Source organism: Candidatus Annandia adelgestsuga (assembly GCF_003956045.1).
Taxonomy (GTDB): Bacteria; Pseudomonadota; Gammaproteobacteria; order Enterobacterales; family Enterobacteriaceae_A; genus Annandia; species Annandia adelgestsuga.
In genome coordinates, this window is sequence record NZ_CP026513.1 from 72427 (window position 1) to 90736 (window position 18310).

Consider the following 18310-nt stretch of genomic DNA (forward strand, 5'->3'; position numbering starts at 1 on the left):
ATCATTATTTCCATATAAATTTATTTTATTTAGAATAAAATTCTACAATTAAATGTTCATTAATATTTTCTAAAATTTCATTTCTTCTAGGAACTCTTATAAAAATACCTTCCATATTTATTCTATTAACTACTATCCATAAAGGTTTTAAATTTTTATTAGATATTTTTAAAGATTTTTTAATTCTTTTTTGTTTTTTAGAAGATTTTTTTATACTAATTATATTTGATGAAGAAACTAAATATGATGGTATATTTACTATTCGATAATTTATCATTACAATACCATGACTTATTAACTGTCTTGCTTCTGACCTAGTAGAAGAAAATCCCATTCTATAAACTACATTATCAAAACGTCTTTCTAATATTCTTAATAAATTACTACCAGTATTTCCTTTTAATTTATTTGATAATTTATAATATTTATGAAATTGAGATTCTAAAATTCCATAAATTCTTTTTACTTTTTGTTTTTCTCTTAATTGAGTACCATAATCAGATATTCTTATTTTTTTAGAACTTTGTTGTCCAGGATATTTATTAAATTTACATTTATTTTCAATGGTTTTTACACCTGATTTTAAAAATAAATCTGTTTTTTCACGACGACTTAATTTTAATTTAGGCCCTAAATATTTAGACATATATTTTAAAATTTCCTCTTAAATTAATTAAACTCTACGTTTTTTAGGTGGTCTACAACCATTATGAGGTATTGATGTTATATCGCAAATATTAGTAATATTAAAACCTGTATTATTGAATACTCTAATTGCAGATTCTCTACCAGGACCAGGTCCATTAATCATAATAATTATATTTTTTATACCATAACTTTTTGCTAATATTGCACAAGTTTCAGCAGCGGTCTGAGAAGCAAAGGGAGTAGATTTTCTAGATCCTCTAAAACCTGATCCACCAGCAGTTTTCCATCCTAAAGTATTTCCTTTTCTATCTGTAACAGTAATTATTGTATTATTAAAAGATGCATAAATATGAATAATACCATCAACATGTTGTTTTTGATTTTTTTTTTTTTTGTTATTTTTTTTTGTTTTTATCATTTTTTTCCTATTTTTTTTATTTGTTTATAGATTTTTTTGGACCTTTTCTAGTTCTAGCATTAGTTTTAGTTCTCTGTCCTCTTACTGGTAATTTTCTACGATGAAAAATCCCTCTATAACATTTTAAATCTATCAATCTTTTAACACTTAAAGTTAATCTTCTTCTTAAATCTCCTTCAATCATTAATTTTGATATTTTATTTCTTAAAATTGATTTTTGTTTTTCTGATAATGAATTAATTTTAACATTTTCTTTAATATTAATATCTTCACATAATTTTTTTGAAATTTTTTTACCAATTCCATATATGTATGTTAAAGCAACTACAGTACGTTTATTATCAGGAATATTTACACCTGCAAAACGAGCCAATTTTAAACTCCTATAATAAAAATAAAAATTTTATATTACTATTTTTAATTAAATAAAATCTAACCTTGTCTTTGTTTATGTCTTGGTTTTGCTGAACAAATTAAACGAACAACACCTTTTCGACAAATTATTTTACATTTATGACATAATTTTTTTATTGATGTACGTACTTTCATAAAAACCTTATAAAATTTTATTTAAAAAATTTTTTTATATTTATATTTATTACATAATAATATTGTTTTAATTTGTTTAATACATTCCATAATAGTTACTATTACTATTAAAAAAGAAATTCCATTAAAATAATATGGAAATTCAATAAAATAATTTATAAATTCAGGAATTAAACAAATTATAGAAATATATAAAAAATTTATAAATGTTATTTTTTTTATAATTTTGTAAATAAATATTTTAGTTTTTAAACCTGGCATTATACCTGGTATTATAATATCAGATTTTTTAAAATATTTAGAAATTTCCATATTATTAAATAATATATTATTATAAATAAAACAAGAAATAAAAATTACAAAAATATAAAAAAAAATATATATTATTTGATATAATTGTAAATATATATTATTATAAACAAAATTATTATAATTATTATTTTTTATATACCAATTAAATATTATTTTAATAATAAATAATATATTATAAGATACAATTGCTGGTATAATACCAGACATATTAATTTTAAATGGTAAATAAATATTTTTTTTAAATTTATAATTTTTAATACTAATAAAATTTACTATTATATTTTTATATCCATTTTCTATTAAAATAATGAAAAAAATTATAAAAAATATTACTATATTAATAATAAAAATATTTAATAATTTAATATTACCTAATTTAATTTTATTTATTATATCAATTAAATAATAAAATAATTTAGATAAAATATTGATACAAATAATAAATGAAACACCATTACCAAAACCATATTTTGTAATATTTTTACTTAACCATACTAAAAATATTGTACTTGTTACTAAACTAATAACAGTAATTAAATATGTAATAAATATATTTTCATATATTATTAATTGATTTTTATTATTTGAGTTTAATAAATGATGAGTAATAATTGTTGATTGTATAATTGATAAAATTAAAGTAGTGTATTTAATATATTGATTAATTATAAAATTATTATTTACATTATCAATTTTATTACTAAAAATTTTTTTATTTAATAAATTTAATGTTTGTATAAATATTGAAGACATTATATAAGGAATTAACCCTAAACTAAATATTGATGCATGTAATATGTAATCACCATAAAATATATTTAATAATTTTATAATATTATTATTATTATTATAATTTATAATTTCATTAAAGTTATTTATATTAATAGTTGGAATAGGAATATAAGAACCTATACGTAAAATTATAATTGAAAATATTAAAAAATAAAATCTATTTTTTATTTTATTTATTTTCATATTTAAATTTTATTAATATTTTAAACATTAACAATTCCACCCATATTTTTAATTGCCATATAAGCATTAAAAGTAATTTTTAAATTATTAATAATTTTTTTAGAAAAAATTTTTCCATGAAAAATAATTTTTACATTTTTAGTATTTTTTTTTATTAAATTAAATTTTTTTAATATATCAATATTTATAATATTACTTTTAATTTTATTTAAATCAGATAATTTTATTTCTTCTGTTAAAAAATTTTTTTTTGTTTTAAAACCAAATTTTGGTAATCTACGATATAATGGTGTTTGTCCACCTTCAAAACCTCTTTTTATATTTCCTCCAGATCTTGATTTTTGTCCTTTATGACCTTTACCACAAGTTTTTCCATAACAAGAACCAATACCTCTTCCTACTCTTTTTTTTTTTTTTTTAGTTCCATAAACATAAGATAAATTATTTAAATACATATTTTATTTTCCAATTTTTATCATATAACTAATTAAATTAATCATTCCTCTTATAGAAGGGGTATTATTTCTTAAAACAGTATGACCAATACCTTTTAAACCTAAACCATTTAATGTAGATTTATGTTTAGGTAATATTCCTATTGAACTTTTTATTTGAGTTATATAAATTTTATTCATATATTATATAATTTATTTTATATTAAATTTACCTCTTTTTTTAGAAATTGTTTTTGGGGATTGAATGTTTTCTAATCCATTAATAGTTGCTTTAACTACATTTATAGGATTTGTAGATCCATAAGATTTAGCTAATACATCATTTATTCCTGATAATTTTAATACTGCTCTCATAGGACCTCCTGCAATAATTCCAGTACCAGGGGATGCTGGTTTCATAAAAATCATTGATTTAGTATAATATCCCCTAATTTCATATTGTAAAGTATTTTTATTCAATATTACTTTAATTAATTTTTTTTTTGCTTGTTCTATAGCTTTTTTAACAGCTAAAGATATTTCTTTAGCTTTTCCATAACCAAAACCAACTAATCCTTTACAATTTCCTATAACTACAAGAGCTGTAAATGAAAAAATTCTTCCTCCTTTTACAGTTTTAGATACTCTATTAACATTTATTAATTTTTCTTTAAATTTTTTTTTTTTTTTTTTTTTAAACAATTTAAATATCCTTTAATTTAAATTTAAAATATTAAACCATTTCGTCTAGCTGATTCAGCTAATGATAATATACATCCATGATATTTAAAACCTGATCTATCAAATGATATTTTTTTTATACCTTTATTTATTGCTCTTTTTGCTATTATTTTTCCTATAATACAAGCTGTTTTTTTATTTTTAGTATAAAAAATTTTTTTTTTTATTTTTTTTTCTAAAGTAGACGCAGATACTAAAACTTTAGAATCATTTTCATAAAATATTATTTGTGCATATAAATGACGTAAAGTTTTATTTATTACTAAAATTTTATTATTACTTTTTTTTATTTTATATCTTGTACGAGATGCTCTTTTTAATCTTTTTTTTTTTTTATTAATCATATTATTTTTTTTTAGTTTCTTTAATATAAACTATTTCATTATCATAACGAATACCTTTACCTTTATAAGGTTCTGGTTTTTTATAAAAACGTATATTAGCAGCTACTTGTCCTATAGATTGTTTATTTATACTTTTAAAAATTATTTCATTTTGTGAAGGACATATTGCACTAACATCTTTTGGTAATTTATATATTATAGAATGAGAATAACCTACAAAAAGATTAATAATATTATTTTTAACAGATATTTTATATCCTATACCAATAACTTTTAATTTTTTAGTAAAACCTTTAGTTATTCCAATAATACTATTATTAACTATAGATCTTATAGTTCCAGATTGTAACCAACTATTTTTATTTTCTTTATATGGTCTAAATATTAATTTATTTTTAATTTTTTCTATTTTAACTAATTTATTAATATTAATAAAAAATTTATTATTAATATTTTTTATAATTATTTTTTTTTTATCAATTTTAACTTTAATTTCTTTAGGAATTAATATTGGTTTTTTAGCAATTCTAGACATTAAAAGTTATCCTTTAATTTTTAAGATACATAACAAATAATTTCACCACCTAAACCATATTTACGAGCTTTATGATCAGTCATAACTCCTTTTGAAGTAGATATTATTGCTATACCAAAACCTGAAATTATTTTAGGTAAATTTTTTTTATTTTTATATACTCTTAAACTAGGTTTACTTATACGTTTTATATTATGTATAACAGATTTTTTTTTAAAATATTTTAACTTAATTTCTAATATTTTTTTCTTATTTTTTTTATTTATAATATTATAATCTTCAATATATCCTTCTTCTTTTAATATTTTAGAAATAGAACTTTTAAATTTAGAATAAAACATTATAACTTTTTTTTTTTTTATTTTTTGATTATTACTAATACGATTTATCATGTCAGATATAGGATCTTGTATATTCATTATAATACCTATTTTTTATATATAATAATTTTTTTACCAACTAGATTTTGTTAATCCAGGTATATCACCTCTCATAGCAAATTCACGTGTTTTAATTCTACTCAAACCAAATCTTCTTATAAAAGATCTAGAACGACCTGTTTGTTTACAACGATTTCTTTGACGAATAATACTAGAATCTCTAGGTAATTTTTGTAATTTTATAATTGCATTCCATCTATTTTCTTTAGAAATTTTAGGATCTTTAATTATTTTTTTTAATGATTTTCTTTTTTTAAAAAATTTTTTCTCCATTTTTATACGTTTATTATTTCTTTCAATTACACTTTTTTTAGCCATAGAAACCTTTTTATTTTTTAAAAGGAAAATTAAATTCAGATAATAATTTAAAACCTTCATAATTATTTTTAGCGTTAGTTATAATATTTATATCTAAACCTCTAATACAATCAATTTTATTATAATCAATTTCTGGAAAAATAATTTGTTCTTTAATTCCAAAATTATAATTTCCATTACCATCAAATGATTTTTTAGATAAACCTCGAAAATCTCTAATACGAGGAATAGCAATATTTATTAATTTTTCTAAAAAATCCCACATAAAATTTCTTCTTAATGTAACTTTACATCCAATAGGCAATCCTTTTCTTATTTTAAATCCTGCTATTGATTTTTTTGTTTTAGTAATAACGGGTTTTCTTCCTGTAATTGATTCTAAATCACGCATTGCAAAATTTATTTTTTTTTTATTATTTTCACTATTTCCAATACCTATATTTAATGTAATTTTAATTAATCTAGGAACTTGCATAATTGAATAATAATATGATTTTAACATTATTTTATTAATTATTTTATTTTTATAATATTTATGTAAGTTTGATTTCATATTTTTTAATTTATATAATATATAATCCATTAGATTTAAAAAATCTTTTTTTTTTTCCTAATACAAATTTAAATTTTACTTTATCTGCTTTATTTGTATAAGGATTAAATATTGCAATATTAGAAATATTTATAAAATTTTCTTTTGGAATAATACCATATTTTTTTTTATCATTATAAATTTTAAAATGTTTTTTTTTAATATTTAAATTATATAATAAAACAACACCATTTTTAAAAATTTCTTTAACTACACTTACTTTACCTTTATCTTTTCCTTTTATCACAATTACATAATCTCTATTTTTAATTTTATGTTTCATTTTAATTTTAACCTTTTTATATATTATAAAACTTCAGGAGCTAAAGAAATTATTTTCATAAATTTAGAATTTTTTATTTCTCTAGTTATTGGTCCAAAAATTCGTGTACCTATTGGTTGATCGTTTGTATTATTTAATATAACACATGAATTACTATCAAATCTTATAATAGACCAATCAGGTCTTCTTATTCCTTTTTTTGTTCTTACTATTACAGCTTTAAATATTTCACCTTTTTTAACTTTACTTTTAGGAATAGATTCTTTAATAGTTATTTTAATTATATCTCCGATATTTGCGTATTTTTTTTTAGAACCACCTAAAACTTTAATACACATAACTTTTTTAGCTCCAGAATTATCAGCTACATCTAATACAGTTTGTTCATAAATCATTTTATTTTCCAAAACAATATTTTTTAAATATTTTAAATTTAAAATATAATAAAAATTTTTGTTTAATTTTTATTTTTATTTAAAATTTTTATTAAATTCCAACTTTTGGTTTTTGATATTGGTTTACATAATTTTATTTTTACCCAATCACCTACTTTACATTTATTATTTTCATCATGTATATGTATTTTAATTATTCTTGTTATAAATTTACCATATAATAAATGTTTTATTTTTTTTTTAATAACTACTGTAGCTGATTTTTCCATTTTTTTTTTAATAACACTACCATAAAAAATATTATTTTTTTTTTTTAACATAATTTTTAATATTTTGTTGAATTATATTTTTAAGTTTTGCAATATTTTTTCTTTTTTTTTTTAATAAATGTGTTTTATTTAATAATTTAACTGATATTTTCATTCTTAAAATAAAATATTGATATAATTCTCTAATAAGATAATAATTTAATTTTTTTAAATTACTAAAAAAATTATTTTTTTTTTTTTTCATAATAATACCATTTTTTTAATTAAAATTGTTTTTACAGGTAATTTTGATGAAGCTAATTTTAAAGCTTTAAATGCAATTTCTTGCTTAATACCATCTATTTCATATAATATTCTTCCAGGTTTAATTAAAGTAACCCAATATTCTACGTTTCCTTTTCCCTTTCCCATACGAACTTCTAATGGTTTTTTTGTTATAGGTTTATTTGGAAATATTCTAATCCAAATTTTACCTTCTTTTTTAACATATCTAGACATAGAACGACGTGCTGATTCTATTTGTCTAGAAGTAATTCTTCCTCTACTTATTGCTTTAAGAGCAAATTTTCCAAAAAGAATATTAGTACATTTATTAGAAAAACCTCTATTTTTACCTTTTTGAACTTTTTTAAATTTAGTTTGTTTTGGTTGTAACACAAGTTTACCTTTTTATATTTATTTATTATTTTTAATAAAATAATTTATTTTTTTCATATTTATTAATTTATCTAATATTTCTCCTTTAAAAATCCATACTTTAACACCAATTTTACCATAATTAGTTTGTGCTTCTGAGTTATTATAATCTATATAAGCTCTTAAAGTATGTAATGGAACTCTACCTTCTCTATACCATTCAGTACGAGCTATTTCAGCTCCTCCTAAACGACCACTAATTTCAATTTTAATTCCTTGAGCTCCTAAACGCATTGCATTTTGTATAGATTTTTTTATTGATCTTCTAAATGAAAATCTTTTTTCTAGTTGAAAAACAATTTCATTTGCTACAATTTTAGAATCTAATTCTGGTATTTTTATTTCAATAATATTTATTTTAACTTCTATATTTATTATTTTTGATAATTTTTTTTCTATTGATTTTAATTTTTTATTATTTTTATTTTTAATCAAATTAATTTTATAAGCATATATATTTATATTTGCTTTTTCTTTAATACGTTCAATTATTATTTTTGATATTGATAATTTAAATAATTTTTTTTTTAAAAATTCACGAATTTTAAAATCACAATTTATATTGTTAGCAAATTCTTTTTTATTAGAAAACCAAAAAGAATTATGATTTTTTATAATACCTAATCTCATACCATTTGCATTAACTTTTTGACCCATATAAAATTATCCTTATTTTTTATTTTAACTTAAAACAATAGTAACATGACTTTTTCTTTTTTTTATATAATCAGCTTTTCCTTTAGCTTTTGGTATAATTCTTTTATATAAAGGTCCATTATTAACATATATTTTTTTTATTTTCAATTTATCTATATCTATAAAATTATATTCATCTGCATTTGAAATAGCTGATTCTAATGATTTTCTTAAAATAACAGCAGCTTTTTTATTAATATTATTTAATATATCTAATGAATTACATATATTTACTCTTCTTATTAAATTTACTATTAATCTAATTTTTTGAGGAGATGAATTTAAATAAAATGATTTAGATATTATTTCCATAATTTTTTTTAATCCTTTTTATTTTCAACTTTTTGTATTTTTTTATCAGAATTATGGCCACGATAAGTTCTAGTAAGAGAAAATTCTCCTAATTTATGACCAACCATTTCATCGGATATAAAAACAGGGATATGTTTTTTACCGTTATGTACAGAAATTGTTAAACCTATCATTTCAGGAAAAATAGTAGAACGTCTCGACCATGTTTTTATTGGTTTTTTAATTTTATTTTTTATATTATATTGAACTTTTTTTAATAAATGTAAATCAATAAATGGACCTTTTCTAATTGATCTATTCATAATATCCTTTTAAATTATTTATTATGACTAATAATGAATTTTTCAGTTCTTTTATTATTTCTAGTTTTTTTACCTTTAGTTTTAACTCCCCATGGAGTAACTGGATGTTTACCAAAGTTTTTTCCTTCACCACCACCATGAGGATGATCTATAGGATTCATAGCTGTTCCTCTTACTGTTGGTCTTATACCTTTCCATCTTGATGCACCGGCTTTACCTAATGATATTAACATTTTTTTTTCATTACTAACAATACCAATAGTAGCTCTACATTTACTTTCTATTTTACGTATTTCTCCTGATTTTAATTTTAAAATTACATAATTATTATCTTTAGAAATTAATCTAGCGTAACTTCCAGCTGATCTTGATAATTGACCACCTTTTCCAGGTTTCATTTCTATATTATGAATTATAGAACCTATTGGTATATATTTCATAGATAATGTATTACCATTTTTAATAGATGATTTATTTCCTGATTGTACATATTCTCCTATTTTTAAATCTTTAGGAGCTAAAATATATTTTTTTTTACCATTTAAATACATAATTAATGCAATATTTGCATTTCTATTTGGATCATATTCTATATTTTTTACAATTGATGGTAAATCATCCATTTTACGCTTAAAATCTATAATACGATACATTTGTTTATTACCACCACCAATATGTCTAGTAGTTATTTTACCATGATGATTTCTACCACCATTTTTTTTTTTTTTTTTTAACAATCTATAATATGGTTTTATTTTATTTAATTTTTTATTAATTAATTTAATAACATGACGTCTTCCAGGAGAAGTAGGCTTGCATTTTATAATAACCATTAATAATTCCTATTTTTTTTTAAAATCTTTAACATTTACATATTATAATTTTTTTTTTTTTTAAAAGTAATATATACTTTTTTCCAACTTTTATAATAATGTATAAATTTACCTTTTTTTTTCTTTTTCTTTTTTATAACTAATGTGTTTATATTTTTTGGATATATATTAAATAGTTGTAAAATAGTTTTTTTTATATCTTTTTTTGTTACTTTTAAAGGAACTTTAAACATAAAAACATTTTTATTTTTTTTAGAAAAAGAAAATTTTTCAGATGTATACATTTTTATAAATATTGAATATAATTTTTTTTCTATTTTTTTCATTTTAAATAATTCTCTATTTTTCTAATAGAATTTAAAGTAATAATTATTTTGTCACAAGATAATAATTTTAATAAATTTATAGAATTTAAGTAACATAAATTAACTCTATATAAATTTCTAGAAGATAATACAATATTTTTATTATAATTATTTATTATTATTAAAATTTTTTTAAAATTTATATTTTTGATTTTATTTACTAATTTTTTTGTACTACAATTTGGTAAATAAAACTTATCAAATATTAATAATCTTTTTTGTTTTATTAATTCTGAAAAAATAATTTTTAAAGCTTTACGATGCATTTTTTTATTTACTTTATTATTATAATTTTTAAATTTAGATGCAAATGTAACACCACCACCACGCCATATAGGACTTTTTCTAGAACCAGCTCTAGCATTTCCAGTTCCTTTTTGTTTCCATGGTTTTCTTTTAGAACCTGAAACTAAAGAACGATTTTTTTGAGAATGAGTTCCTTGTCTAGATTTCAATAAATAAGAAATTATTATTTGATGTAATAAAGTTTTATTAAATTTTTGATTAAATATTTTATTAGAAATTTTTACTTTTTTTTTATTATCATACAACATTATTATCATGTTAAATTAATTACCTTATGTTTTTTTTTAATAGATGGTTTTATCATTACATAATTACCTAAATGTCCAGGAATTGATCCTTTAATTAAAATTAAATTATTTTTAATATCTATTTTTAAAATTATTAAATTTTGTATAGTTGTTTTTTTTTTTCCTAATTGTCCAGACATTTTTTTACCTTTAAAAACTTTTCCGGGTGTTTGGTTTTGACCTATTGAACCAGGAGCTCTATGTGATAGAGAATTACCATGTGTTGAATCTTGTGAACTAAAATTCCATCTTTTTATTGTTCCTGAAAAACCTTTACCTTTTGAAATACCAGTAACATCTACATATTTTATACCACAAAGTTGATTAACATTTAAATCTTGTCCTAATATAAATTTATTATTTTCTTCATAAGAAGTTTTAAATTCCCATAAACCACATCCAGGTTCAACAAAAGATCTATAGAAATGTCCTAAGTCAGGTTTACTAGTACGATTATCTTTTTTATAACCTGTAGTAACTTGTATAGAAAAATATTTATTTTTATTAAAATTTTTAATTTGTGTAATTCTATTTGTATTTATATAAATCATAGTTATCGGTATAGAACTACCATCATCTTCAAATGATCTAGTCATTCCGTATTTTATACCTATTAAACCCATCATATAATATTATATAAAACCTCTTTTATTTATTATATATTTTTTAAAATTATATAAAATTTAATGAACACTAATATTTATATCAACTCCGGCAATTAAATCTATATGCATTAATGATTCTATTATTTTTTCATTAGGTTCTATTATATCAATAAAACGTTTATATGTCCTTATTTCATATTGATCACGAGAATCTTTGTGTGTATGTGGTGATGTTAATAAAGTGAACTTTTCTATTTTTGTAGGTAAACAAACTGGACCTCTTATATTTGAACCATTTAAATATACAATTTCAATTATTTTAATCATTTCGTTATAAATTAAATTAAAATTAAATGATTTAAAAATTATTCTTAAAATTAAATTATTCATTTAAAATTTAAACTCCAATTTAATATTTTAAAAAAAACTTTATATTTATAAAATATATCAAATTTCGCTGATGTCCAGAATTGAACTGGATACCTCACCTTTACCAAAGGTGTGCTCTTACCTATTGAGCTACATCAGCTATATTAAAATAATAAATAGCGGATAATGGGAATCGAACCCACATTTTTAGCTTGGAAGGCTAAAGTAATACCACTATACTATATCCGCTTTAATTATTATTAAAATATAACAAATAATAATATGGTGGGAGAAGGATTCGAACCTTCGAAGTCTATGACGGCAGATTTACAGTCTGCTCCCTTTAGCCACTCGGGAATCCCACCATTAAATTTATATTTTAATATTTTAAAATATGCCGGCTACCGGAATCGAACTGGTGACCTACTGATTACAAGTCAGTTGCTCTACCTACTGAGCTAAGCCGGCTTATTTTAAAAATAAAATATAAAGAATTCAAATTTAATTATTTATAATAAAAATAAATTTTTTTTTATTATTATTTTTTAAAAAATATCTAATTGAATCAATTTTTTTTTCTTCTTTAAATTTTTAAACTTTATATAAATATTATAAATTGATTTAAAATTTTATATTTATAATATAAAGTCTGGCAGTGTCCTACTCTCACACAGGGAGACCCTGCACTACCATCGGCGCTGCAGCGTTTAACTTCTGAGTTCGGTATGGATTCAGGTGGTACCACTGCGCTATTGCCGCCAGACATGTTAAATATATTTCTTATGTATTTTTTAATAAACAATATAAATTATAAATAAAAGCCACACGGGTCCTAATTAGTACTGGTTAGCTACACATATTACTATGTTTACACATCCAGCCTATTAACGTTGTAGTCTTCAACGTCCCTTAAGGAAACTATTGTTAGTTTCGGGATGATTAATCTTGAGGTAAGTTTCGTGCTTAGATGCTTTCAGCTCTTATCTTTTCCGTATATAGCTACCGGGCAATACCATTGGTATGATAACCCGAACACCAGAGATACGTCCACTTCGGTCCTCTCGTACTAGAAGCAGATCCTCTCAATCCTCCTTCGCCCACGACAGATAGGGACCGAACTGTCTCACGACGTTCTAAACCCAGCTCGCGTACCACTTTAAATGGCGAACAGCCATACCCTTGGGACCTGCTTCAGCCCCAGGATGTGATGAGCCGACATCGAGGTGCCAAACACCGCCGTCGATATGAGCTCTTGGGCGGTATTAGCCTGTTATCCCCGGAGTACCTTTTATTCGTTGAGCGATGGCCTTTCCACATAGAAACCACCGGATCACTAAGACCTGCTTTCGCACCTGCTCGCATTGTCATGCTTACAGTCAAATTGGCTTATGCCTTTGCACTAACCTCACGATTTCCGACCGTGATTAGCCAATCTTTGCACTCCTCCGTTACTCTTCAGGAGGAGACCGCCCCAGTCAAACTATCCACCAGACATTGTCTCTATATTTGTTTTAAATATAAGATTAGAAAATTAAAAATTAAAGGGTGGTATTTCATGGTTAGCTCCATATAAACTGGCGTCTATATTTCTAAGCTTACCACCTATTCTACACATTAATTTTTTATAATCAGTATCAAGCTATAGTAAAGGTTCACGGGGTCTTTCCGTCTTGTCGCGGGTATACTGCATCTTCACAGCAAATTCAATTTCACTGAGTCTAAGGTGGAGACAGTCTGGCCATCATTACGCCATTCGTGCAGGTCGGAACTTACCCGACAAGGAATTTCGCTACCTTAGGACCGTTATAGTTACGGCCGCCGTTTACCGGGGCTTCGATCAAGAGCTTCAATTTAAAAATCGTTACTCCATCAATTAACCTTCCGGCACCGGGCAGGCGTCACACCGTATACTTCCACTTTCGTGTTTGCACAGTGCTATGTTTTTAGTAAACAGTTGCAGCCAGCCATTATTTTAAACTAGTATCAGCTTGTTATTAAGTATCTAATAATTCACCTACTGCTAGTGTGCCTTATTCCAAAGTTACGGCACTATTTTGCCTAGTTCCTTCACCTCAGTTATCTCAAACGCCTTAGTATTCTCTACCTGACTACCTGTGTCGGTTTAGGTACGATTTAATACAGTGTTCGTAGAAGCTTTTCTCGTAAGTATGATATCAGTTATTTTACGATTTCATTATTTTAATACGTTGATGTTATGAATATTATATTTATTAATATTCCACCTAGGTATTTAAACCAATTTACCAATTATTGGATAACCTAATCTTCTTCGTCACTTCTTAAAACTATATTAAGTACAGGAATTTTAACCTGTTAATCATCGACTACGCCTTTCGGCCTGATCTTAGATATCGACTTACCCTGCCTCGATTAACGTAGGACAGGAAACCTTAGTCTTTCGGCGAGCAAGTTTTTCACCTGCTTTATCGTTACTCATGTCAGCATTCGCACTTCTGATACCTCCAATATATTTTCCAATATATCTTCTATGGTTTACAGAACGCTCCTCTACCCAACAATAATAAAATTGTTGCCGTAGCTTCGGTATACAATTTGAGCCCCGTTACATCTTCCGCGCAAGTTGACTCGACCAGTGAGCTATTACGCTTTCTTTAAATGATGGCTGCTTCTAAGCCAACATCCTGGCTGTTTATGCCCTCTCACATCGTTTTCCACTTAATTGTAATTTTGGGACCTTAGCTGACGGTCTGGGTTGTTTCCCTTTCCACGACGGATATTAGCACCCGACGTGTGTCTCCCATATTTACATTCTTTAGTATTCGGAGTTTGTATCGACTTGGTAAGCTAGTATAGCTCCCTAATCTGAACAGTGCTCTACCCCTAAAGATGAAATTATATGAGGCGCTACCTAAATAGCTTTCGAGGAGAACCAGCTATCTCCTGGTTTGATTGGCCTTTCACCCCTAACCACAAGTCATCCGCTAATTTTGCAACATTAGTCGGTTCGGTCCTCCAATTAGTTTTAACTAATTTTCAACCTGCTCATGGCTAGATCACCAGGTTTCGGGTCTGTATCCTGCAACTAATGCCTTATTAAGACTCGGTTTCCCTACGGCTTCCTTATAAAAAAGTTAACCTCGCTACAATATACAAGTCGCTGACCCATTATACAAAAGGTACGCAGTTGCTAATTAAAAAATAGCTTCCACTGCTTGTACATATATGGTTTCAGGTTCTATTTCACTCCCCTTGCAGAGGTTCTTTTCACCTTTCCCTTACGGTACTAGTTCACTATCGGTCAATCAAGAGTATTTAGTCTTAGAGGGTGGTCCCCCTTTCTTCAAACAAGATATCACGTGTCTCGTTTTACTCTATGAAATTATTTTTTTGTTTTTTTTTTTTTTTGTGTAATCTTAAAGATTTATCTTCATTTATTTTCATATACGAGACTTTCACTCTGTATCGTTGTACTTTCCAGTACATTCTACTATATAAATGTTAATAATTTCGGACTTTTCCCTTTTCGCTCGCCACTACTAAGAGAATCTCATTTGATTTATTTTCCTCAGGATACTAAGATGTTTCAATTCTCCTGGTTGTCTTCATAATAACATTATTATGATGATGTTTGGATTGTATCATTCAGTGAAGATTTGGATAAAATGAATAATCCGTAAACATCGGGTTTACCCATTAGGAGATCGTTGATTTAAAATGCTTCAAGTCAGCACATCAACGCTTTTCGCAGATTAGCACGTCCTTCATCGTCTTTGATTGCCAAGGCATCCACCATATACGCTTTTAAACTTAAATTAATAATTTAATTGTTTTAATAATAAAAAAAAGATAAATAAAAAAAAATTTATTAAATGGAGTTAAGCGGGATCGAACCGCTGACCTCCTGCTTGCAAAGCAGGCGCTCTACCTACTAAGCTATAACCCCAAAATTTAAAAAAAATTTCTATTTTAAATAAATTTATAGGCTTGAGTGGAATCGAACCACCGACCTCACCCTTATCAGGGGTGTGCTCTAAACCTTCTGAGCTACAAGCCTATAATGAAAAAATAATAAAATACAATAATTTTTTTAAAAAAAATAAGGAGGTAATCCAACCACAGGTTCCCCTACGGTTACCTTGTTACGACTTCACCCCAGTCATGAATCACAAAGTGGTAAACTATTTTCTTGTTAAGAAGGTTAAATTAATCTACTTCTTTTGCAACCCACTTCCATGGTGTGACGGGCGGTGTGTACAAGGCCTGGAAACATATTCACCGTGGCATGCTGATCCACGATTACTAGCGATTCCGACTTCGTGGAGTCGAGTTGCAGACTCCAGTCCGAACTAAGACGTATTTTATAGATTAGCTTTATTTTACAATATTGCATCTCTTTGTATACGCCATTGTAGCACGTGTGTAGCCCTGGTCGTAAGGGCCATGATGACTTGACGTCGTCCCCACCTTCCTCCAGTTTATAACTGGCAGTTTCTTTTGAGTCCCCAGCTTTATCTGATGGTAACAAAAAACAAGGGTTGCGCTCGTTGCGGGACTTAACCCAACATTTCACAACACGAGCTGACGACAGCCATGCAGCACCTGTCTCACAGTTCAAATTGCACTTTTATATTTCTATAAAATTCTGTGGATGTCAAGACCAGGTAAGGTTTTACGCGTTGCATCGAATTAAACCACATGCTCCACCGCTTGTGCAGGCCCCCGTCAATTCATTTGAGTTTTAGCCTTGCGGCCGTACTCCCCAGGCGGTCGACTTAACGCGTTAGCTACAGAAATTATAAGTCAAAGCTTTCAACTTCTTAGTCGACATCGTTTACAGCATGGACTACCAGGGTATCTAATCCTGTTTGCTACCCATGCTTTCGCATTTTAGCGTCAGTTATCGTCCAGGAGGTCGCCTTCGCCACTGATATTCCTCTAGATATCTATGCATTTCACCGCTACACCTAGAATTCTACCTCCCTCTACGAAACTCTAGTCTATTAGTTTCAAATGCAGTTCCTAGATTAAGTCTAGGGATTTCACACTTGACTTAATAAACCACCTAAGTGCTCTTTACGCCCAGTAATTCCGATTAACGCTAGCACCCTCCGTATTACCGCGGCTGCTGGCACGGAGTTAGCCGGTGCTTCTTTTATAGCTAACGTCTGATAACAAAATTATTAGTTTCATTACCTTCTTATGCTATTGAAAGTACTTTACAACCCTAAGGTCTTCTTCATACACGCGACATAGCTGCATCAGGCTTGCGCCCATTGTGCAATATTCCCCACTGCTGCCTCCCGTAAGAGTCTGGACCGTGTCTCAGTTCCAGTGTGGCTGGTCATCCTCTCAGACCAACTAGAGATCATTGCCTTGGTAAGCCATTACCTTACCAACAAGCTAATCTCGTCTAGGCTCATCTAACAGCGCGAGAGCATATTATTAAAAACGTTATCCCCGCTTTGGTCTTTTAATTTATTTTATTTATAAAAATTTATTTTAAAATAAAATTTTAGAATTAATAATTATAAATTTAATAAATTAAAATAGAATAATAAAAATATTTATCAAAAAAAAATACAAAATTTATACTATATAACTATTAAAATGTATATAATCAATTAAATTTTATTTTATAAAAAAAACATTAATATATAATTTAAAATAAAATTAAAAACCTTTTTTAAAAAAAAATTATATAATATAAAACAATCAAAAAAAATATTTATTAAAAAAAAGATAACATCGTAAATAAATACATTAAAATAGTTAAAATAGTATAAACCTAATATTAATGTTTCAAAATAATAATGTTATAATTTTAACTTTATATATAATGAAACATTTATAAAATTAAAATAATTTTTTATATTAAAAATTATTAATTTTGTTTAATAATTAATATAATAAAAAAATTAAATTTTAATATACATTATAAATATTAATTCAATATTAAAATTTTGAATATAAAGTTTTTATTAATTAAAATTATTATAAAAATAATAATTAATATTTATTATAAAAATTATTTCATTATTATTTATCATAAACAAATTTGATAAAATAAACATTGACATTATATGGTATTAGCTATCGTTTCCAATAGTTATCCCATTCTATTAGGTAGATTCCTAGATATTACTCACCCGTTCGCCGCTTTCTATTATTTAAAATAAACAGAATTCGCACGACTTGCATGTGTTAAGCCTGTCGCTAGCGTTCAATCTGAGCCATGATCAAACTCTTAAGTTTCAAAACAAAAAATCAAAAATAATTAAAACTGATTTTAGTATTTTAATATTTT

Annotated in this window: 26 protein-coding genes, 6 tRNA genes and 3 rRNA genes; all 35 read right to left on the reverse strand. The window is 25.0% G+C overall.

All coding sequences use genetic code 11. The annotated features are described in order from the left end of the window. Positions 1-25 precede the first annotated feature (25 nt). On the reverse strand, positions 26-646 hold the full coding sequence (rpsD, locus tag C3B56_RS00390; RefSeq protein ID WP_126071464.1) for a 30S ribosomal protein S4: 621 nt from the start codon (positions 644-646) through the stop codon (positions 26-28). Between the two features lie 27 nt (positions 647-673). Then, the gene (gene rpsK, locus C3B56_RS00395; protein WP_126071465.1) at positions 674-1066 is read right to left on the reverse strand and encodes a 30S ribosomal protein S11; all 393 of its coding nucleotides are present in this window, start codon (positions 1064-1066) and stop codon (positions 674-676) included. Between the two features lie 16 nt (positions 1067-1082). After that, positions 1083-1439 carry a 30S ribosomal protein S13 gene (rpsM, locus tag C3B56_RS00400; protein ID WP_126071466.1) on the reverse strand — a complete coding sequence of 119 codons (357 nt, stop codon included), beginning with the start codon at positions 1437-1439 and terminating at the stop codon, positions 1083-1085. A 59-nt stretch (positions 1440-1498) separates the two neighbouring features. After that, positions 1499-1615 carry a 50S ribosomal protein L36 gene (gene rpmJ, locus C3B56_RS00405; RefSeq protein ID WP_126071467.1) on the reverse strand — a complete coding sequence of 39 codons (117 nt, stop codon included), beginning with the start codon at positions 1613-1615 and terminating at the stop codon, positions 1499-1501. 21 nt (positions 1616-1636) lie between these two features. Further along, positions 1637-2902 carry a hypothetical protein gene (locus tag C3B56_RS00410; RefSeq protein WP_126071468.1) on the reverse strand — a complete coding sequence of 422 codons (1266 nt, stop codon included), beginning with the start codon at positions 2900-2902 and terminating at the stop codon, positions 1637-1639. A gap of 20 nt (positions 2903-2922) precedes the next feature. Continuing rightward, complete coding sequence (gene rplO / locus C3B56_RS00415) at positions 2923-3357, reverse strand: 50S ribosomal protein L15 (RefSeq protein ID WP_126071469.1); 435 nt, start codon at positions 3355-3357, stop codon at positions 2923-2925. Positions 3358-3360: 3 nt separating this feature from the next. Further along, positions 3361-3537, reverse strand: coding sequence for a 50S ribosomal protein L30 (gene rpmD, locus C3B56_RS00420; RefSeq protein ID WP_126071470.1), 177 nt, complete (start codon positions 3535-3537; stop codon positions 3361-3363). A gap of 12 nt (positions 3538-3549) precedes the next feature. Beyond that, entirely contained in the window at positions 3550-4038 is a 489-nt protein-coding gene (gene rpsE / locus C3B56_RS00425) for a 30S ribosomal protein S5 (RefSeq protein WP_126071471.1), read from the reverse strand. Between the two features lie 23 nt (positions 4039-4061). Further along, on the reverse strand, positions 4062-4421 hold the full coding sequence (rplR, locus tag C3B56_RS00430) for a 50S ribosomal protein L18 (protein ID WP_126071472.1): 360 nt from the start codon (positions 4419-4421) through the stop codon (positions 4062-4064). Position 4422: 1 nt separating this feature from the next. Continuing rightward, complete coding sequence (gene rplF / locus C3B56_RS00435) at positions 4423-4956, reverse strand: 50S ribosomal protein L6 (protein ID WP_126071473.1); 534 nt, start codon at positions 4954-4956, stop codon at positions 4423-4425. A 20-nt stretch (positions 4957-4976) separates the two neighbouring features. After that, positions 4977-5375, reverse strand: coding sequence for a 30S ribosomal protein S8 (rpsH, locus tag C3B56_RS00440; protein WP_126071474.1), 399 nt, complete (start codon positions 5373-5375; stop codon positions 4977-4979). Between the two features lie 33 nt (positions 5376-5408). Continuing rightward, complete coding sequence (gene rpsN, locus C3B56_RS00445; protein WP_126071475.1) at positions 5409-5714, reverse strand: 30S ribosomal protein S14; 306 nt, start codon at positions 5712-5714, stop codon at positions 5409-5411. A gap of 10 nt (positions 5715-5724) precedes the next feature. After that, positions 5725-6267, reverse strand: a complete 543-nt coding sequence (gene rplE, locus C3B56_RS00450; RefSeq protein WP_126071476.1) for a 50S ribosomal protein L5 — start codon at positions 6265-6267, stop codon at positions 5725-5727. 10 nt (positions 6268-6277) lie between these two features. Then, positions 6278-6589: a 50S ribosomal protein L24 gene (gene rplX, locus C3B56_RS00455; protein WP_126071477.1), complete on the reverse strand. Its 312-nt coding sequence runs from the start codon at positions 6587-6589 to the stop codon at positions 6278-6280. A gap of 23 nt (positions 6590-6612) precedes the next feature. Next, the gene (rplN, locus tag C3B56_RS00460) at positions 6613-6984 is read right to left on the reverse strand and encodes a 50S ribosomal protein L14 (RefSeq protein WP_126071478.1); all 372 of its coding nucleotides are present in this window, start codon (positions 6982-6984) and stop codon (positions 6613-6615) included. 62 nt (positions 6985-7046) lie between these two features. After that, complete coding sequence (gene rpsQ, locus C3B56_RS00465; protein WP_126071479.1) at positions 7047-7304, reverse strand: 30S ribosomal protein S17; 258 nt, start codon at positions 7302-7304, stop codon at positions 7047-7049. After that, the gene (rpmC, locus tag C3B56_RS00470) at positions 7285-7497 is read right to left on the reverse strand and encodes a 50S ribosomal protein L29 (RefSeq protein WP_126071480.1); all 213 of its coding nucleotides are present in this window, start codon (positions 7495-7497) and stop codon (positions 7285-7287) included. Before rpmC ends, rpsQ begins: the two co-directional genes overlap by 20 nt. After that, positions 7494-7910, reverse strand: coding sequence for a 50S ribosomal protein L16 (gene rplP, locus C3B56_RS00475; protein WP_126071481.1), 417 nt, complete (start codon positions 7908-7910; stop codon positions 7494-7496). The genes rpmC and rplP overlap by 4 nt, the downstream gene beginning before the upstream one ends. A gap of 18 nt (positions 7911-7928) precedes the next feature. Next, complete coding sequence (rpsC, locus tag C3B56_RS00480; protein WP_126071482.1) at positions 7929-8606, reverse strand: 30S ribosomal protein S3; 678 nt, start codon at positions 8604-8606, stop codon at positions 7929-7931. Between the two features lie 24 nt (positions 8607-8630). Then, the gene (gene rplV, locus C3B56_RS00485; protein WP_126071483.1) at positions 8631-8957 is read right to left on the reverse strand and encodes a 50S ribosomal protein L22; all 327 of its coding nucleotides are present in this window, start codon (positions 8955-8957) and stop codon (positions 8631-8633) included. Between the two features lie 8 nt (positions 8958-8965). Then, positions 8966-9259 (reverse strand): 30S ribosomal protein S19, encoded by a 294-nt coding sequence (rpsS, locus tag C3B56_RS00490; RefSeq protein ID WP_126071484.1) that lies wholly within the window; start codon positions 9257-9259, stop codon positions 8966-8968. 14 nt (positions 9260-9273) lie between these two features. Next, positions 9274-10092 (reverse strand): 50S ribosomal protein L2, encoded by an 819-nt coding sequence (gene rplB / locus C3B56_RS00495; RefSeq protein WP_126071485.1) that lies wholly within the window; start codon positions 10090-10092, stop codon positions 9274-9276. A gap of 35 nt (positions 10093-10127) precedes the next feature. After that, a complete protein-coding gene (gene rplW / locus C3B56_RS00500) occupies positions 10128-10418 on the reverse strand; it encodes a 50S ribosomal protein L23 (protein WP_126071486.1) in 291 nt (96 codons plus the stop codon). Next, positions 10415-11020: a 50S ribosomal protein L4 gene (gene rplD / locus C3B56_RS00505; protein ID WP_126071487.1), complete on the reverse strand. Its 606-nt coding sequence runs from the start codon at positions 11018-11020 to the stop codon at positions 10415-10417. Before rplD ends, rplW begins: the two co-directional genes overlap by 4 nt. Next, positions 11017-11676, reverse strand: coding sequence for a 50S ribosomal protein L3 (gene rplC / locus C3B56_RS00510; protein WP_126071488.1), 660 nt, complete (start codon positions 11674-11676; stop codon positions 11017-11019). The genes rplD and rplC overlap by 4 nt, the downstream gene beginning before the upstream one ends. A gap of 57 nt (positions 11677-11733) precedes the next feature. Continuing rightward, positions 11734-12045 (reverse strand): 30S ribosomal protein S10, encoded by a 312-nt coding sequence (rpsJ, locus tag C3B56_RS00515; protein ID WP_126071489.1) that lies wholly within the window; start codon positions 12043-12045, stop codon positions 11734-11736. A 65-nt stretch (positions 12046-12110) separates the two neighbouring features. Further along, positions 12111-12184: transfer RNA gene (locus C3B56_RS00520), tRNA-Thr, on the reverse strand. A gap of 18 nt (positions 12185-12202) precedes the next feature. Further along, positions 12203-12273: transfer RNA gene (locus tag C3B56_RS00525), tRNA-Gly, on the reverse strand. A 34-nt stretch (positions 12274-12307) separates the two neighbouring features. Further along, a tRNA-Tyr gene (locus C3B56_RS00530) sits at positions 12308-12389 on the reverse strand. Positions 12390-12419: 30 nt separating this feature from the next. Then, a tRNA-Thr gene (locus C3B56_RS00535) sits at positions 12420-12492 on the reverse strand. 179 nt (positions 12493-12671) lie between these two features. Continuing rightward, positions 12672-12787 (reverse strand): 5S ribosomal RNA (gene rrf / locus C3B56_RS00540). A 49-nt stretch (positions 12788-12836) separates the two neighbouring features. Continuing rightward, positions 12837-15819: ribosomal RNA gene (locus C3B56_RS00545) — 23S ribosomal RNA — on the reverse strand. Positions 15820-15876: 57 nt separating this feature from the next. Further along, positions 15877-15949 (reverse strand) — tRNA-Ala (locus C3B56_RS00550). A 36-nt stretch (positions 15950-15985) separates the two neighbouring features. Further along, positions 15986-16060, reverse strand: a tRNA-Ile gene (locus C3B56_RS00555). Positions 16061-16103: 43 nt separating this feature from the next. Next, positions 16104-18258 (reverse strand): 16S ribosomal RNA (locus C3B56_RS00560). The 16S, 23S and 5S rRNA genes sit together here with 6 tRNA genes alongside, the layout of an rRNA operon. Between the last annotated feature and the right edge of the window lie 52 nt (positions 18259-18310).

Coding starts and splice junctions, on each gene's coding strand:
- rpsD (WP_126071464.1), bottom strand. CDS start 646: ATGTCTAAATATTTAGGGCCTAAATTAAAATTAAGTCGTCGTGAAAAA.
- rpsK (WP_126071465.1), bottom strand. CDS start 1,066: ATGATAAAAACAAAAAAAAATAACAAAAAAAAAAAAAATCAAAAACAA.
- rpmJ (WP_126071467.1), bottom strand. CDS start 1,615: ATGAAAGTACGTACATCAATAAAAAAATTATGTCATAAATGTAAAATA.
- C3B56_RS00410 (WP_126071468.1), bottom strand. CDS start 2,902: ATGAAAATAAATAAAATAAAAAATAGATTTTATTTTTTAATATTTTCA.
- rplO (WP_126071469.1), bottom strand. CDS start 3,357: ATGTATTTAAATAATTTATCTTATGTTTATGGAACTAAAAAAAAAAAA.
- rpmD (WP_126071470.1), bottom strand. CDS start 3,537: ATGAATAAAATTTATATAACTCAAATAAAAAGTTCAATAGGAATATTA.
- rplR (WP_126071472.1), bottom strand. CDS start 4,421: ATGATTAATAAAAAAAAAAAAAGATTAAAAAGAGCATCTCGTACAAGA.
- rplF (WP_126071473.1), bottom strand. CDS start 4,956: ATGTCTAGAATTGCTAAAAAACCAATATTAATTCCTAAAGAAATTAAA.
- rpsH (WP_126071474.1), bottom strand. CDS start 5,375: ATGAATATACAAGATCCTATATCTGACATGATAAATCGTATTAGTAAT.
- rpsN (WP_126071475.1), bottom strand. CDS start 5,714: ATGGCTAAAAAAAGTGTAATTGAAAGAAATAATAAACGTATAAAAATG.
- rplE (WP_126071476.1), bottom strand. CDS start 6,267: ATGAAATCAAACTTACATAAATATTATAAAAATAAAATAATTAATAAA.
- rplX (WP_126071477.1), bottom strand. CDS start 6,589: ATGAAACATAAAATTAAAAATAGAGATTATGTAATTGTGATAAAAGGA.
- rplN (WP_126071478.1), bottom strand. CDS start 6,984: ATGATTTATGAACAAACTGTATTAGATGTAGCTGATAATTCTGGAGCT.
- rpsQ (WP_126071479.1), bottom strand. CDS start 7,304: ATGTTAAAAAAAAAAAATAATATTTTTTATGGTAGTGTTATTAAAAAA.
- rpmC (WP_126071480.1), bottom strand. CDS start 7,497: ATGAAAAAAAAAAAAAATAATTTTTTTAGTAATTTAAAAAAATTAAAT.
- rpsC (WP_126071482.1), bottom strand. CDS start 8,606: ATGGGTCAAAAAGTTAATGCAAATGGTATGAGATTAGGTATTATAAAA.
- rplV (WP_126071483.1), bottom strand. CDS start 8,957: ATGGAAATAATATCTAAATCATTTTATTTAAATTCATCTCCTCAAAAA.
- rpsS (WP_126071484.1), bottom strand. CDS start 9,259: ATGAATAGATCAATTAGAAAAGGTCCATTTATTGATTTACATTTATTA.
- rplB (WP_126071485.1), bottom strand. CDS start 10,092: ATGGTTATTATAAAATGCAAGCCTACTTCTCCTGGAAGACGTCATGTT.
- rplW (WP_126071486.1), bottom strand. CDS start 10,418: ATGAAAAAAATAGAAAAAAAATTATATTCAATATTTATAAAAATGTAT.
- rplD (WP_126071487.1), bottom strand. CDS start 11,020: ATGATAATAATGTTGTATGATAATAAAAAAAAAGTAAAAATTTCTAAT.
- rplC (WP_126071488.1), bottom strand. CDS start 11,676: ATGATGGGTTTAATAGGTATAAAATACGGAATGACTAGATCATTTGAA.
- rpsJ (WP_126071489.1), bottom strand. CDS start 12,045: ATGAATAATTTAATTTTAAGAATAATTTTTAAATCATTTAATTTTAAT.